The 15,073-nt window shown below is 69.6% G+C and carries 13 protein-coding genes; 8 read left to right on the top strand and 5 right to left on the bottom strand.

Annotated features, from left to right (window positions below; genetic code table 11):
• Nucleotides 1–783: alpha/beta fold hydrolase (locus tag FJV41_RS40460; RefSeq protein WP_141647969.1), on the top strand; the 783-nt coding region annotated here is incomplete at its 5' end.
• Nucleotides 784–792: 9 nt separating this feature from the next.
• Here FJV41_RS40460 and FJV41_RS40455 read toward each other — a convergent pair.
• The 3 genes from FJV41_RS40455 to FJV41_RS40445 are packed head-to-tail and all read right to left on the bottom strand — an operon-like array spanning nucleotide 793 to nucleotide 3,805.
• Complete coding sequence (locus tag FJV41_RS40455; protein WP_141647968.1) at nucleotides 793–2,208, bottom strand: M14 family metallopeptidase; 1,416 nt, start codon at nucleotides 2,206–2,208, stop codon at nucleotides 793–795.
• Nucleotides 2,209–2,231: 23 nt separating this feature from the next.
• A complete protein-coding gene (locus tag FJV41_RS40450; RefSeq protein ID WP_181791282.1) occupies nucleotides 2,232–3,131 on the bottom strand; it encodes a type VI immunity family protein in 900 nt (299 codons plus the stop codon).
• A gap of 23 nt (nucleotides 3,132–3,154) precedes the next feature.
• Entirely contained in the window at nucleotides 3,155–3,805 is a 651-nt protein-coding gene (locus FJV41_RS40445; RefSeq protein ID WP_141647966.1) for a hypothetical protein, read from the bottom strand.
• A gap of 334 nt (nucleotides 3,806–4,139) precedes the next feature.
• Between FJV41_RS40445 and FJV41_RS40440 the strand changes: the two genes are divergently transcribed.
• The 5 genes from FJV41_RS40440 (at nucleotide 4,140) to FJV41_RS40420 (ending at nucleotide 8,030) form a co-directional block, all read left to right on the top strand.
• The gene (locus FJV41_RS40440) at nucleotides 4,140–5,150 is read left to right on the top strand and encodes a DUF2157 domain-containing protein (protein ID WP_141647965.1); all 1,011 of its coding nucleotides are present in this window, start codon (nucleotides 4,140–4,142) and stop codon (nucleotides 5,148–5,150) included.
• Nucleotide 5,151: 1 nt separating this feature from the next.
• On the top strand, nucleotides 5,152–6,255 hold the full coding sequence (locus FJV41_RS40435; RefSeq protein ID WP_141647964.1) for a DUF4401 domain-containing protein: 1,104 nt from the start codon (nucleotides 5,152–5,154) through the stop codon (nucleotides 6,253–6,255).
• Entirely contained in the window at nucleotides 6,255–6,869 is a 615-nt protein-coding gene (locus tag FJV41_RS40430; RefSeq protein ID WP_141647963.1) for a GDYXXLXY domain-containing protein, read from the top strand. Before FJV41_RS40435 ends, FJV41_RS40430 begins: the two co-directional genes overlap by 1 nt.
• A 94-nt stretch (nucleotides 6,870–6,963) precedes the next feature.
• The gene (locus FJV41_RS40425; protein WP_141647962.1) at nucleotides 6,964–7,212 is read left to right on the top strand and encodes a hypothetical protein; all 249 of its coding nucleotides are present in this window, start codon (nucleotides 6,964–6,966) and stop codon (nucleotides 7,210–7,212) included.
• Nucleotides 7,209–8,030 carry a biliverdin-producing heme oxygenase gene (locus FJV41_RS40420; protein WP_141647961.1) on the top strand — a complete coding sequence of 274 codons (822 nt, stop codon included), beginning with the start codon at nucleotides 7,209–7,211 and terminating at the stop codon, nucleotides 8,028–8,030. The genes FJV41_RS40425 and FJV41_RS40420 overlap by 4 nt, the downstream gene beginning before the upstream one ends.
• Here the strand turns inward: FJV41_RS40420 and FJV41_RS40415 are convergent.
• The gene (locus FJV41_RS40415; RefSeq protein ID WP_141647960.1) at nucleotides 8,000–8,803 is read right to left on the bottom strand and encodes an SDR family NAD(P)-dependent oxidoreductase; all 804 of its coding nucleotides are present in this window, start codon (nucleotides 8,801–8,803) and stop codon (nucleotides 8,000–8,002) included. The genes FJV41_RS40420 and FJV41_RS40415 overlap by 31 nt on opposite strands.
• Before the next feature lie 82 nt (nucleotides 8,804–8,885).
• A complete protein-coding gene (locus tag FJV41_RS40410; protein WP_281291582.1) occupies nucleotides 8,886–10,634 on the bottom strand; it encodes a sigma-54-dependent transcriptional regulator in 1,749 nt (582 codons plus the stop codon).
• Nucleotides 10,635–10,938: 304 nt separating this feature from the next.
• Here FJV41_RS40410 and FJV41_RS40405 point away from each other — a divergent pair, with 304 nt between their 5' ends.
• Nucleotides 10,939–14,397, top strand: a complete 3,459-nt coding sequence (locus FJV41_RS40405; RefSeq protein ID WP_246137721.1) for a serine/threonine-protein kinase — start codon at nucleotides 10,939–10,941, stop codon at nucleotides 14,395–14,397.
• Nucleotides 14,398–14,463: 66 nt separating this feature from the next.
• The coding region (locus tag FJV41_RS40400) for a hypothetical protein (protein ID WP_141647957.1) at nucleotides 14,464–15,073 on the top strand (610 nt) is incomplete at its 3' end.

Below are 15,073 nucleotides of genomic sequence, written 5' to 3'. Positions count from 1 at the left end.
GTGCTGGAGGGGGGCCAGGGCCCCACGGTGGTGCTCCTCCACGGGCGTGGCGGGGCGGCCTCGACGTGGTTCGCGTACCTGACGGCCCTCGCGCGGGGGCACCGGGTGCTGGCGGTGGACCTGCCGGGCTTCGGGATGTCGTCCCCTGGAGAGGGCCCCGTCCGCTCGGCCGAGGAGGGGGTGCGTTTCTTCACCGACCCGGTGGAGGCGCTCCTGGAGCGGCTCGCCCCTGGGCCCGTGGCGGTGGTGGGTCACTCGCTGGGCGGGCTGGTGGGGCTGGAGCTGAGCCTGCGGGCTCGTGTGCCGGTGGAGCGGCTGGTACTCGTGGACAGCATGGGGCTGGGTCCGGAGCTGGAGCGCAAGGCCCGCGTCTTCTTCCGCGCGGGACCGGAGCGACTGGCGCGCTCCCTGGGGCCCTGGGCCTGGGCGCGGATGATGCCTCCGGTTCCGACGCCCCTGGGACAGCGGCTCGGGGAGCTGGAGTACGAGTTGGTGTCGGCCCCTGGCGGACGTGACGAAGCGACGCGGGCCTTCAATCGATTGGTGCCCCTGACGGGGCCCGTGTTCCACCACCGCGAGCGGCTGGCCGAAGTGAAGGTCCCCGTGCTCCTCATCTGGGGTGAGCGTGAGGACGTCCTGCCCCTGTCGCTCGCCGAGGAGGCCCTGCGGCGATTTCCGCGCGCGCGGTTGCTGCGCGTGGACGCGGCGCACAGCCCTCATCAGGAGCGCCCCGAGCGCGTGCTTCCGGAGCTGAAGGCGTTCCTGGAGGCGGAAGCTCCGTAGCGGCTCGGCTCAGGGGTCGAAGCGGATGATGCGTTCGATGCGGAAGGTGTCGGACGCCTCCAGCGGCTTCAGGAGCATCAGGTCCGCGCGCTGGCCCAGTGACAGGGACTGCTTCGCGGGACGGGTGAGCCGGTACGTGTCCCCGGGCTTCGCGCCCTTGCCCGTCAGCGGCACGACGAAGAGTCCCTTGCCGTCCACGGTCTCGACCGCACCGAGGATGCGCAGGTCGCCCAGCTCCTCGACCTTGCCCACGTGCGCGAGCAGGAGCTTCTTTCCCTGGCCGCGCACGGCGCGACTGACGGCGATGCCCACGTCGCCCGTGAAGGGCTTGCCGTCCGCGCCGAACATGCCGACGCCCTTGAGCAGCAGGTGGACGAGGCCGGAGCTCTCGTTCTCGGGGATGGAGTCGTAGCGGGAGACGTCGGCCTTTTCGGCCTGGCCATTCGCCAGGGCATCCAGGGCCGTGGCGAGCGCGACGAAGTTGAGGCGGACCAGGGGCTCGTCTGGCGGCAGGGACAGCCACGCGCCGGTCTCGATGAGGACGGTGGGCGTTCCCCAGAGCGTCATGTTGTCGCCGAAGGCACGCACCTCGAAGGAGTCGTCGTAGCGGCCGACCTGCCCGGGCGCGAGCGTCTCCACGGCGTCTCGAATCACCGCGCAGACCTTCTTCGCGAGGATGCGTCCGGGGTTGTCGCTCCGGGCGCGGTCGAAGGCGGGGGCGAGCAGGGAGATGGAGGCGGGGCGACCGGTGTCGCCCACCGCGTGACGCCAGCTCTGGTTGTGGAGGTTGAAGCCGACGGAGGGTTGGAACTTGTCGCGCAGGGACTTGAGGGTGCGGGCCTCGGGCGTCTGGAGCGCAAGCGCGTCCCGGTTGATGTCGATGCCCTGGGCATTGCGACGCTGGAAGCGCTCGGCGCCGTCGGGGTTGAGCATGGGCACGGCGTGGAGGGTGAGGCTGGAGAGCAGCCGCGCGACCCACGGTTCCTGGCGATGCGTGCGGAGATACTCGAAGAAATCGAGCAGCGCGGTGGTCGCGGTGGGCTCGTCGCCGTGCATCTGCGACCAGAGGAGGATGTGGCGCGGGCCGGTGCCCAGCGTGACGTGGTAGAGCGCGCGCCCTTCCACCGAGTGCCCCGCGACCTCCAGTTGGAACAAGTCGGGAGCGCGGGCCTGGAGGGCCTTGAGGTGTTGCTCCACGTCGGGGTGCCGGACGAGCGGCGCCACCGGGAGCGCCTTCGAGTGGACCTGTTCCCACTGCGCCGCGAGCGCCTGGGGGCCGGGGATGGAGACGGAAGAAGAGGAGGACATGGCGGGAGCGGCGGACTGCGCGGAGTGGGCGTGGACCGTGCCCACGAGGCCCCAGGTGAAGACGAGGAGGCAGCGAGCGACGAATTGACTGTAGCGACTGCGTCCGACGTGGAGCATGGCGGTGTCCTTAAGGTCGCGAGTCAATCAAGGAAGCGGCGCTCCCAGCGACGGATTTCTTCTGGGGTGAGGTTCCCCCAGTAGGCATCACCGTGGGTGTACATCCACGGTTCGAGGACACGCGCCAGCTCACGGTAGTGCGGCAACGTGTCTCCATTCTCCAGGTCTCCAGCTTCGGGCCACTCACCCAGGGACACCACTGCTCGGTCTCCCGACATCTCCTGAACGGTGGTGCCCGGAGATTTCAGTTGAGCGCGCAGCCCCGCCACGCCACCCAGCCCTCCGAGGATGGGTTGGCCCAGGAAGGTGAGCCAGGAGGCCCCACGGGTTCTCGAACCCATGACGCGACGGAGCTCGTCTATTCCTGGGAGGTCGAAGCCCGGGTGGCGTTGGCTCAGTTCCCGAACGACAGGAGTGTTATCTCTCATCCAAGCAGCCATGTAAAATGACAGTCCCGCGTGTCCCGAAACAAACGGCAGTTCCGCACCCAGCTCCATGGAGAGGTCACGAACTCGGCCCGCTCCATGTTCAAGCAAGTATTCGGTGGGCAGGTAGAACTCCACCGACGATATAGGCCGGTGCTGCTCGGACTCTCCCCAGGACTCTATTGGGGACTCTCCTCGATACTTGAATGAATGACTCAGCAACGTTGAGCCATCACTCAGCCTGATGCGCGCGCCTAGCGGTGCCTCGAACTCTGCCTGAACGAACGCCCGACCCTTCGCGTCGAGTTCTCGCCAGTCACCTTCATCATCAACGTACAGGGCAAGCGACTCGGGTCCCATCGCGGCTTCATAGTGGGACAACGACTTCTTCACTGCTTGCGAAATCTCGCTGTGATTACGGTCCACATAGAAGGTGATGCTCACGCTGTCTCGCAGGATGACGATCTCTTCATCCTCCGTTTCAACAAGGAACGGCAAACATATCCGTGGGTATCGTGGACTCATCTTGTGATCCCGTGTCCCGGTGAGACGTGGACAGATCGCAGCCTTGGCGTCAGGACCGCATCGTACAACTCCCCTTGCGTGAGCCGTCTTCCAGAACCATCCGTTGCAGAGGTCCGTCCCCAGTCGGGCACTCTCAAATCTGAACACGGGAATTTGAAGTCGTAGACCCTCTGCACGGAGAGGGGATTTCCCGAAGCATGGATGACAATGTCCGGAACGAGCGTTCCCGACAAGAGATGGAACAAGCCTTCATCAAGCCAGCGGCGTACCTCTTCGGGGTCAAGCAACCGCAGCCTGCCCGTCTTCGGGTCTCGGAAGTAGCGAGGCTCCACGCTGAAGCTCCCTGGGAACCGCTCACCCAATCGCGCCCGGGCACACTCCAGTGCGACCTCGTGCTTGGCGCGCCCCAACTCCATGGCCCACGTCACCACGTTGTTCCTGGCATCGCGTCGCACCTCCTTCTCACACCACTCCCGGGTCGGTCGCTTCCCTTCTCCCAGCATCCGCTCATTCACCTCGAGGTTGGCCCGCTTCGCGCAGTCCACGAGGATATCCTCGACCTGGGCCAGTTCCGCCGCCTCCAGGAACCGGAGCGTCGCGACCACCGTCCGCGCCCCCGAAGCGGCGCGCGACAGCCACGGCAACACGGCATCGTCTCCCACCTGAGTGTAACAGGCGGGATTTCGCAGACATGCGTTCGTCGCCGAGTCCACCGTCTGCTCGTAGCGACCCGACCGTTCGTGCCGCCCCGTGCTCGTCGTCGAGCACCCGGCCAGCAACACGCAGACCCACCACGCCACGGCGCGAAGCACGGCGGACGAGACCTGGGACATGGACTCCGCTCCCTCCCGAACGGCACCACCCGACCTCGACTGCTCGCGACGCGGGCAACCTACCACGCGCCTTCGTGGACACGACGGGGCTCGCAACCCACCCGCGCGGCACCCCGTGACGCCCGCGTCTTGGCTACACTGCGCGACCGTGCCGAAAGACCTGCTCGACCTCGATGCGACCCCCGAGCGCCTCCGCGCGCTCACGGACGCCAGAGTCATCCCTCCATCCAACCTGGAGCGCGCGCTCTACCTGTCCACCGCCTCGCCTCCCGCCGAAGCCTGGCGCCGCTTCGTGTCGTCCACGCTGCTGGGACTCGGCGCGCTGCTGGTGCTCTCCGGCGTCATCTACTTCTTCGCCTACAACTGGGCCGCCCTGCACCGCTTCGGCAAGCTGGGCCTCATCGCCGCCGCCATCGCCGGCACCGCGCTGGGCGCTCGCAAGCTCGGCGACAGACTCGCGGGCCAGCTCTGCCTGCTCGCCTCCTCCGTCCTCGTCGGCGCGCTGCTCGCCGTCTACGGACAGGCCTACCAGACGGGCGCGGACCCATACGAGCTGTTCATCGGGTGGGCCGTCCTCATCCTCCCGTGGGTCGCCATGTCGCGCTTCCCACCCCTGTGGATGCTGCTCGTCATCCTCGCCAACACCGGCCTTGTCCTGTTCCAACAGCAGGTCCTCGGAGACACGGATCGCCTCATCACCTGGCTCGCGGTGGCTCTCGGCCTCCTCAACGGCTTCGCCTGGGCCACCTACGAACACTTCGCCAACCTGCGCGTCCCCTGGCTCGCGGACCGGTGGATGCCTCGCGTGCTCGCGGCGATGACCACCGCTCCCCTGCTCGCCGCCGGGGAGGCGTTCATCGTCATCCCCTCCGAAGTCGGCTCCGGCGCCGTCGTCGCCCTGGCCCTGCTCGTCGCGACCTTCGCCGCCGAATACGCGCTCCACCGTCACCTTCGCGGTGAGCTGTTCCTGCTCACCATCGGCGTGCTCAGCCTCATCACGCTCATCACCACCGTCGCGGGCCGCATCCTCATCGTCGACATGGATGCCGACGAACTCACCCTCTTCATCCTTCCCTTCGTCCTCATCGGACAGGTCGCGCTCGCCGTCAGCTGGCTGCGCGCCGAGGCCCGCGCCACCGGCGCCACCGAGGAGTCCTGACATGTCCCTGCGTCCCTCCCTGCGACACGTCATCCAGGAACTCCAACGCGAGCACCAGCTCGACGAGCACGCCGAGGCCCGCGCGCTCGCCACCCTGGAGGTCCACCAGCGCTCCAGCACCGCCACACCCTGGTTCGTCAAAGCCCTCGCCGGCTTCGGTGCCTGGGTGTCCGCCGCCTTCCTGCTGAGCTTCTTCGGCTGCACCGGCCTCTACAAGGAACAGGCCGCCCTCCTCTGCCTCGGCGTCCTGCTGTGCGTCGGCGCCACCTTCCTCCGACGCTCGGGCCAGGGCGCCTTCCTGGAGCAACTCGCCCTCGCCCTGGCTCTGGCCGGCGTGGGACTGACGACCAGCGGCATCGCCTTCATGGCCCGTGACGAAATCATCCCCGCCGTCGCGCACTTCATCGTCTGCGCGGCGTTGCTCGTCACCTTCCCAGACCCCGTCATGCGCTTCCTCGCCACGTTCAACATGGCCGGCGCCGCGCTCTTCATCCTCTGGGATGCGCTGGGCGGCGTGGGACTGGACCTCGGCATCCTCGCGTGCGCGGCGCTCGCGCACGGCCTCTTCCTCTTCCAGTCGCGCCTGAGCGCCGGTCCCCGGGGCGCGCTCGTCGGCCCCGCGGCCTTCGCGCTCGCGAGCGGACTGCCGCTCGTGCTCCTCGCGCGGGGCCTGCCCGACGTCATCGGCACCTTCCTCTTCGAGCGCGCGGCCCTGCCCATCCCCGCCCTCACCGTGGGCCTCACCACCATCACCCTCTTCACCGCCTGGAACGTCATGAGGGAGCTGGAGCTGGACCCCACCGGCGTCGCGGGCGCGGCTGTCTTCGCCGCCCTCACCGTGACGGCCCTCATCACCCCGCACACGCCCGCGGTCATCGCCGCCGTCGGATTGCTCACGCTCGGCTTCCATCGCCGCAGCAGCATCCTGCTCGGCATCGCCGTCGCGTTCCTCATCGCCTCGGGCGCCTGGTACTACTACGACCTGGGCCTCACCCTGCTGGCCAAGGCCATCGCGCTGGCCGGCAGTGGGCTCGTCCTGCTCGCGCTCAGATGGGTCCTCACACGGCGCTACCCCACGGCCTCCACGCCGGCGGAGGCACGCTGATGCGTTCAATCCTCTTCTTCGTCGGACTCGCGCTCGCGCTCCTCGTTCCGCTCGGCCTCGTCGCCCAGAAGGAGCACGTCCTCGCCACCGGGCAGACCGTGCTGCTGGAGCTGGCCCCTCGAGACCCTCGCTCGCTGATGCAGGGCGACTACATGGTGCTCGACTACGCCCTCACCCGCGCCCTCAACGTCGACGGCCTCGACGGCCCCAGCTCCGGCCTGCTCGTGCTCAAGCTGGATGAACACGGCGTCGGCCGCTTCGTGCGCATGGACAGCCCCGACCAGCCCCTCGCCCCCGGCGAGTTCAAGCTGAGCTACCGCACGCGCAAAGGCAGGACACGCCTGGGTGCCGAGTCCTTCTTCTTCCAGGAAGGCCACGCGGACCACTACGCCCGTGCGCGCTACGGAGAACTGCGCGCCGCCACCAACGGCTCCAGCGTCCTCGTCGGACTCAGGGACGAGCAACGCCAGCCGCTCGGCGCCGGGCCCGACCCGGAAGCGTCTCCCACCGACGACACGCCACCGTCTCTCATCAACGAAATGGCGCCGTCCCCCACCGACGACACGCCACCGTCTCCCACCGACACGGAAGTGGCACCCACCGACACGCCGTAACCCCACCGCGCCCTCTCGGGATTGACTCCCGGGCGGGTTTCGCGCATCATCTTGTTGATTTCGATAATCAAAATCAAAATCAAGGAGACACGAGATGCTCGGTCAGGGATGCGGCAAGAGAGTGCTCGCGCGGGGGCCATGCGCCGAGGTGACGCGCTGCACCTGTGGTCACATCCATCTGGCGCTGGGTCCGGTAACGATTCGGGTGGAGGAGGAGGTCCTCCGCGCCATTGGCCTGACGATGGCGGAGGCGCTGCAGAACCTGGATGAGCCGGAGCAGGGCCACGCCGAGGAATCCGATTCCGAGTCGATGCCTTCGCTGCTGGGCGGGTGGAAGCAGTGAGCGCCACCGGCACCCTGAGGGTGTCGCGCACGGAGCAGTCCGCGCGCGTGCGGCGACTGAGCGAGAGCGAGGCGGACGCGGCCGCCCCGGCGGCTCCTCGTGTGACAGCGGCGCCCCTGTCCGTGTTGCTCACGGAAGGCACGGCGCGGGCCCACGAGCAGGCCGAGCGCTCCGTCTTCCTCCAGTCCCTCTTCGTCGACAGCTGGGACGGCATCTACGGCCAGTTCGTCCGGGCCCAGCACTACGTCAGCTACCTGCGCCAGCTCCACGTGCTCTACGCGACGTTCGAGAGCGTGCTGCCGCGCGTGGCCCGCACCGCGCTGACGCCCGTGCTGCTGATGCCGGAGCTGCGCCGCGCCAGCGCGCTGGAAGCGGACCTGGCCTACTTCTGCGGCGAGACGCGCACGGAGACCTTCGCGTGCGTGGAGACGCGCCTGCACGCGGAGCGGCTGCGCGAGGTGGCGGAGGACGCGCCGCATCTGCTCGTGGCGCATGTCTATGCGCGGTGCGTGCTGGACTTCTTCGCCGCGCCGGAGCGCGCGCGGGTCATCTCGAACGCCTTCGAACTGGAGGACGCGCGCGGCGCGCTGTTCCACGGCACGGCCACGCCGACGGAGCTCTCGGAGTTCCGCGTGCGGCTCCACTCGCGCATCGACGGGCTGGAGCTGGAAGAGGACGAGGCGCGCGAAATCATCCAGGAGGCGCGCATGGCCTTCCGGCTCCAGGCGCTCGTGTGTGACGAGCTGGCGCGAGGCGCGACGGGAATCGCCCCCGCTTCGGGCGGTGGCTACCGGGGCGGATTCAGCGTGTCCCAGTAGCTGTGCAGACCCCGCAGGTGACTGCCACCGTCCACGAAGAGGCTCTCTCCCGTCACCCAGGAGGACTCCTCCGAGCACAGGAAGGTGACGGCACGGGCCACGTCCTCGGGCATCCCATGGGCGCGGCCCAGGGGGGTGCGCGCGAGCAGCTCGCGGCGCACCGACGGCTCGTCGATGAAGGCGGCGGCCACGGGCGTGAGGGTGGCGCCCGGCGCGACGACGTTGACGCGGATGCCATGGCGCCCCAGCTCCAGCGCCGCTGACCGCGAGAGCTGGGCCAGCGCCGCCTTGGAGGCGGAGTAGTGAGCGAACCCCTCCGTCACCACCTCCTGGCAGACCGAGGTGATGTTCACCACCGCGCCGGCGCGCTTCTCGGCGATGAGCGCGCGGGCGAACGTCTTCAGCATCAGGAAGGGCCCCTTCAGGTTCACCGCGAGCACGCGGTCCAGCTCCTCCTCGGGCAGGTCCACGAGCAGCGTCAGGGAGAGTGAGCCCGCGTTGTTCACCAGGATGCCGGGCAGCCCCAACTGCTCCGTGGCGAAGGCGTGGGCGCGCGCGACGTCCTCCGCCCGACACACGTCCCCGGCGAAGGGGACGGCGCGAGCACGCCCCTCCGCTTCGCGATTGAGGCGCTCGGCGGCGTCCGCCACCTTCGTCTCCGTTCGTCCGAAAACCAGCACGCTGGTGCCCTCGCGCATGAGGCGCGAGGCGACAGCCAGACCGATTCCCTGCGCGCCACCCGTGACGATGGCGCTGTTCGAGAGGAGCTTCACGGTTCACCCCCGGGCATCGTGGACCCGGAAGCTAGCAACGGCTCCTCTCGACGAGGATTGTACCGCGGGCCACTGGCCGGACTCAGGCCGCCTCGTCCTCGGACAGGAGGTCCGCGAAGGGCGAGCTCTCCTCGCCGAGGGCCTTGTAGAGCGCCTCCACCTTCTCCAGCTCGCGCTTGAGCGCCTTGTGGTGGTTGCGGTTCTTCACCAGGCTCTCACGGCCCAACAGCTTGAAGCCGTCGTCCCGCCCCACCTGCCGGATGGCCATGCCCAGCACCAGCCCGCGGAACGCGTCCGCCAGGTCCAGGTCCAGAGGCGCGTTGCGACGCCGCGCCTCCGCGACGAACGCCTGAGCGGCGGCCCGCAGCGCTTCCGGCAGCGGCTTGCTCCCCGGCGCCTGCTCGTAGTCCAGCGCCCGCGCGACGTGCTTCTCGTGGAGCACCAGCTCTCCACCGGAGACGGCGTGCTCCACCATGGCCAGCGTGTAGGCGCGGCGGACGATGTTGTCGAGCTGCCGCAGGTTGCCCGGCCACGAGCTGCCCACCAGCAGTCGCTCCGCGTCCTGCGTCACGCGCGCGTTGCCCTCGGGGGAGCGCTCGCGGTGCCGCCGGTTCACCATGTACTGGGCCCAGAGCGGAATCTCGTCCTGGCGCTCCTGCAAGGCCGGCATGCGCACTGGCAGCACGTTGACGCGGTAGTAGAGGTCCTCGCGGAAGCGGCCCGCGCGCACCTCCGCGTGCAGGTCCGCGTTGGTGCCGATGATGAAGCGCACGTCCGCCTGTCGCTCGCCGGTGCCCTCGCCCAACGGCCGGTAGCTGCGCGACTCCAGCAGATGCAGCAGACCCGCCTGAGCCTTCAGCGACAGCTTGTCGATTTCGTCGATGAACAGCGTGCCGCCATCCGCGCGCGCCACGCTGCCGGGTGCGTCCCTCACCGCGCCGGTGAAGGCGCCCTTCTTCCAGCCGAAGAGCTCCGCCATCTGGAGGTCCTCGGGCACCGTCACCAGGTCCAACGTCTCGAAGGGCTTGGCGCGACGGTTGGAGCGCTCGTGGCACCAGCGCGCCAGCCGCGACTTGCCCGCGCCCGTCGCGCCGCTGATGAGGATGGTCTCATCCTGCAACGCGAAGACGCGCAGGATGGGCAGGAGCTCCGCCATGGAGCGGCCCACCACGGGCAGGTACTCGTCCACCTCCGGCGTGGCCACCGGACGCTGCGGCAGCCCCGCGAGGTACGGCGAGGCCACGTCCGCGAGCAACTGGAGCTGCTCGCCGGCTTCGCGCCAGACGAACTCCTGCCCCATCGCCGCCAGACAGTCAGCCTCCAGGGAAATCATCCCCTCGATGCTGCCGCCCGGCGTGCGCAGCGGCAGCACGCAGACGTGCGTCGCATGGCGCCCCAGGAAGCGCTGGCGGCTCTCGTTGCTGTGGAAGCCCGCCAGTCCCGGGTCACCCGTCACGGGCGCGTCCGGCGCATGCGGCTGCACCGTGCCCACGTTGACGTCGATGGACACCGCGCAGCGGTGCTCCACCACCGCGCGCCACGCCGTGGCCGAGGTGAAGAACGGGGTCCCCACACTCGCATCCGTAATCTCTGTTGCTCCCACATCGAGCGCGGCAAGGCGACGATAAGCCTCGCCTGGGCGCAGGTGGACGATTCCTCGGAGCACTCGGGCGCGGGCTGCGTACCGACTGGACGCAACAGCGTCCTGGGCTACGGCCAACATGCGCTTCAGGGTGGTGGCCGCGGCCGTCTCGAAATCCTTCGCCCCCCGCAGCGCGCTCATGAGCTGCGGCATCTCCTCGTGCATCCACTCGCCTCCGTCCGGTGCCATCCGAGAGTACCCGCCAAGGGCCGCTTCGGAAGGAGGCAGTGTAGCGGAGATGAAGAACGCGGAAGGAGCGGCCCCTCCTTCCGCGTTCCCGAACCTCGCTGACGGCTGGGCGCCCGGTTGCTCGCGACGCCACGCGGAAACACCATGCGCGGTTCATGCCAACACCTCGTTTCACGTCTTTTCAGGGGGTTGACTGGAGAGGGGGGCTCTGGAGGCCCGAAACCGCGTCCAAGTGGAACGCAGCTGCGTCCAGATGCGACGCAGATGGGACGTGCCAGGGGGTGTCGCTATGCTCGGAGCCCCTATGACGGCACCAGCGATGCTCCCAGAGCTGCCCGGCGTGGGAGCGAAAATCGGTCCCTACGAGCTGCTCGAGGTGCTCGGCCAGGGAGGCATGGGAGTCGTCTACCGAGGGTGGAACCCGGCCACCGGCGAGGCCGTGGCCGTCAAGACGGTGCGTGCGGCCACCGAGGTGCCGTTGGCCAGCATCCGTCGGGAAATCCATGCGTTGCGCCGCCTCAGGCACCCCGGAGTCGTACGCATCGTCGCGGAGGGGGTGGCACACGGACTGCCCTGGTACGCCATGGAGCTGCTCCGGGGGCAGACACTCCGTGGGGCGACTCGCGCCCCCTCTTCCGACGCACTGGCTGCGTCCCGGTTGAACGCAACGCTCACCCTGATGCGGAGGTTGTGCTCGGCCCTGGCCTTCCTCCACGCCAACGGCCTGGTGCATCGAGATCTGAAGCCGGAGAACGTCTTTCTGCGTCCTGATGGGACGCCGGTGCTGGTGGACTTCGGCATCGCCGCGCGCTTCGGAGGCTCGCGGGGACGGGAGACGCTGGAGGTGAGCGGCGCCGTGGTGGGGAGCGACACGTACATGGCCCCGGAGCAGCTCCGGGGTGACTACGTGGACGCCCGCGCGGACCTCTACGCCCTGGGGTGCATGCTCTACGAGCAGCTCACCGGACGGCCCCCCTTCATCCCCGGCCGCGAGGGGCCGCTGCCGCACCAGCACCTGCACCTGGCGCCCGTTCCCCCGTCGCTGCGCGTGGAGGGGATGCCCGCGGAGCTGGACGCGCTGGTGCTCCGGCTTCTCGCCAAGCGCCCCCAGGAGCGGCCCGGTTACGCGGAGGATGTGTCGTCCGCGCTGGAGGCGCTCGGCGCGGAGGAAGGCGAGGAAGGCGCCGCCACCACGCCCCGGACGCCGGCCTACTTGTACCGTCCGGACCTGGCCGGGCGCGGCGGAGAGCTGGGACGGCTGACGGAGGCGCTGGATTCGGCGGCGCGAGGCCAGGGAGGCCGCGTCTTCCTGGGCGGAGAGAGCGGCGCGGGCAAGACGCGGCTGGCGCTGGAGCTGGCGTCGGAAGCCGGCTGGCGGCGCATGACGGTGGTGACGGGCGAGTGCGTCCCGGTAGCCATGGGCGGCGCGGACCTGCATGCCTCACCCCTGCACCCGCTGCGTCCGCTGCTCCTGGCCGTCGCGGACCGGTGCAATGAGCGCGGCGCCGCCGAAGCGGAGCGCCTGCTCGGCCCGCGCGGTCGCGTGCTCGCCGCGTATGAGCCTTCCCTCATCCAACTCCCCGGCCAGCCAGAGCAACCCGAGCCCCCGCCCCTGCCCGCTCCAGAGGCACGCGCCCGGGTGCTGGCCGCGCTGCGCGAGACGCTCCGGGCCTTCGCGGAAGCGCAGCCGTTGCTGCTCGTGCTGGACGACCTCCAGTGGGCGGACGAGCTGACGCTGAGCTTCCTCCTGGAGCTGGACGCGCGGCACCTGGCATCGCGTCCCGTGCTGCTCGTCGGCACGTACCGGATGGACGAGATGGGCGCGGCGCTGCGCGCGGTGGTGGGCGCGCCGGACGCGGTGCGCGTGGAAGTGGGCCGGCTGGACGCCACCAGCGCGGGGAAGATGGTGCGCGGCATGCTGGCGCTGCGCGAGGTGCCCGGCCCCTTCGTCGACGCCCTGGTGCGCGAGACGAGCGGCAACCCCTTCTTCATCGCCGAATACCTGCGCGCCGCCATCGACGCGGGGCTGCTCTTCCGCGCGCCGTCGGGGGAGTGGCTCTTCGAAGCAGGAGGCAGCGCGGGCAGCCGTCCCCTGCCCCTGCCGGGCAGCATCGCCGAGCTCATCGAGCGCCGGCTGTCCGACCTGGGCGCGGACGGGCGCGCGCTGGCGGAGGTGGCGTCGGTGCTGGGGCGCGAGCTGGATGGTGAGCTGCTGCTCGCCACCGCCGCGCTGCCGGAGAGCGCGGGGCCGGAGGCGGTGGAGGAGCTGCGCCGTCGGCAGGTCCTCGAGGAGTCCGGCGGCGGCCGGCTGCGCTTCGTCCACGACAAGCTGCGCGAGGTCGCCTACGCGCGCATCGCCGACGAACAGCGTCGCGTGCTGCACCACCGCTGCGCCCAGGGCCTGGAGCTGCGCGAGGCGGGGGCGCCGAGGGGACTCACGCCCCAGGCCGCGGCACTGGCCCACCACTGGTCTCGCGCCGGCGTGCCGACTCGCGCCAGCGTGTGGTTCGCTCGCGCGGGAGACTCGGCTCGCGCCGCCTACGCCAACGGCGACGCCATCACCTTCTACGAGTCCGCCGTGCGCGAGGCCGCGGCGTCCACCCGGAACGCGGATGCGTCCGCCGCGGACGCGAGCACGGTGGCCCTGGACGCCGTCTGGGAGGGATTGGGCGAGGTGCTCGCGCTCACCGGACGGCAGGAGGAAGCGCGACAAGCGTTCCTGGAGGCCCTGGCACGAATTGAGCAAAGCCAGCCCGTCCGTCGCGCCAACGTGCTGCGGAAGGTGGGCAAGTCCTTGCAGACGCACCATCAAAACGAGGAAGCGCTGCGCGTCTATGCCCAGGCTCAAGCCGAGCTGGGTCCGATGCCCGACAGCGTCTCCTCCGCCCCGGGCCAGGTCGAGGCCGCCTGGTGGCATGAATGGGTGCAACTGCAGGGTGAGCGAATCACCGTCCACTACTGGCTGGCCCAGCTCGACGAGATGCGGGCCCTGGTGGAAGGCGTGCGCCCGGTGATGAGGGCCCACGGCACGCCGTTGCAACGCGCGCGCTTCTTCAACTCGCTGGTACAGATGCAACTGCGCAGCGAGCGCTATCAAGCATCAACGGAAACCGTGGCCCACGCCCGGGCCTACGCGGAAGCCGCGTTGGAGGCAGAGGGGGACGCGGAGCACGCGGGAGCCCGGTGCGTGGTCGCCATGGTGTTGCTCTTCCATGGCGCCCTGGATGAGGCCCAGTCGTGGATGGAGGACGCGCTCAAGGGCGCGGAGCGGTTGGGTGACGTGACGTTGCAGACGCGGTGTCTGAGCTATCTCACCGTCATCCTGCGGCTGCGCGGGCAGGTGTCCGCGGCGAGCGAGACGACGGCGCGCACGCTCGAGCTGGCGACGCGCTCCGGCATGGCCGACTACCAGGGCGCGGCGCATGCCCACCGGGCGTGGGTGGCCTCGCGGTCCGGGGACACCGTGCTTTCGCGAGACGAGGCCACCGAGGCGCTGCGCCTGTGGCAGCCCCTCTCGCTCGTGTTTCCCTTCCAGTGGATGGCGCGCTGGCCCCTGCTCGCCGTGGAACTGGAGCAGGGCCGGCTGACCGAGGCCCTGGAGCACGCGCGGGCGCTGCTCGCCCACCATCAACAGCGGCTCCCCGACGCGCTCACCCAGCCGCTGTCGACAGCCCTGGAGCACCAGGACGCACGGCGCCTGGAGGATGCTCGGGCGACGTTGCGCCAGGCGTGTGAGTCGGCGCTGCGACTCTGCTATCTGTGACGGATTGACCGACGTGCTCCTTCCCCGTCGCGGGCGTAAGGCCCGTGGCCCATTCCCGAGGTGCGCATGGCAGGCCCTTACTCGTATTTCTTCTTCAAGCCCGACAGCGTGACCATCCTGGAAGGCTTCAGCACGAAGCTCTCGGTGTGGGGCGTCCCCACGCAGTCTCCCGACAAGCTGGAGAACGTGACGGACCAGATGACCTTCCGGGTGGAGACCGGAGATGGCTCCATCGCCATCTCCCAGCCCAACCCGTCCGTCGTGGAAGTCACCGGCCTGGTATCCAGCGAGAAACACTCCTGGGTCATCGCCCAGCCGAAGCCCAAGGACTCCACGTTCCCGCCCATCGAGGCTCGCGCGGAGTGCGTCGTGGACCAGTCGGACCTGCTCATCTACGCGCCCGATGGGAATCTCTACTGGGTGAAGCCGGAGATGTGGCAGAGCGCGGAGAGAATCTCCCTCGACAGCGAGAGCCTGAGCAGCGCCCTCAAGCCGCTGCTCGAGAACGAGGCGGTGGTGGCCAACCTGCCCGAGCCCCGGAAGCCCGCCACGAGCAGCGAGAGCCCCGTGGGCGGGAGGGCCGAGCCCATCACCTGCTTCCTGCTCAACCTCAACAGCATCCTCCTCAGCTACTCGCCGGACATGCGGCTCAAGGCTGGCCAGCAGGACCCCGTCT

Source organism: Myxococcus llanfairpwllgwyngyllgogerychwyrndrobwllllantysiliogogogochensis, from assembly GCF_006636215.1.
GTDB lineage: Bacteria > Myxococcota > Myxococcia > Myxococcales > Myxococcaceae > Myxococcus > Myxococcus llanfairpwllgwyngyllgogerychwyrndrobwllllantysiliogogogochensis.
Note: the sequence above shows the minus strand (reverse complement) of the source record. Positions and strands in the feature narration are given on the sequence as shown.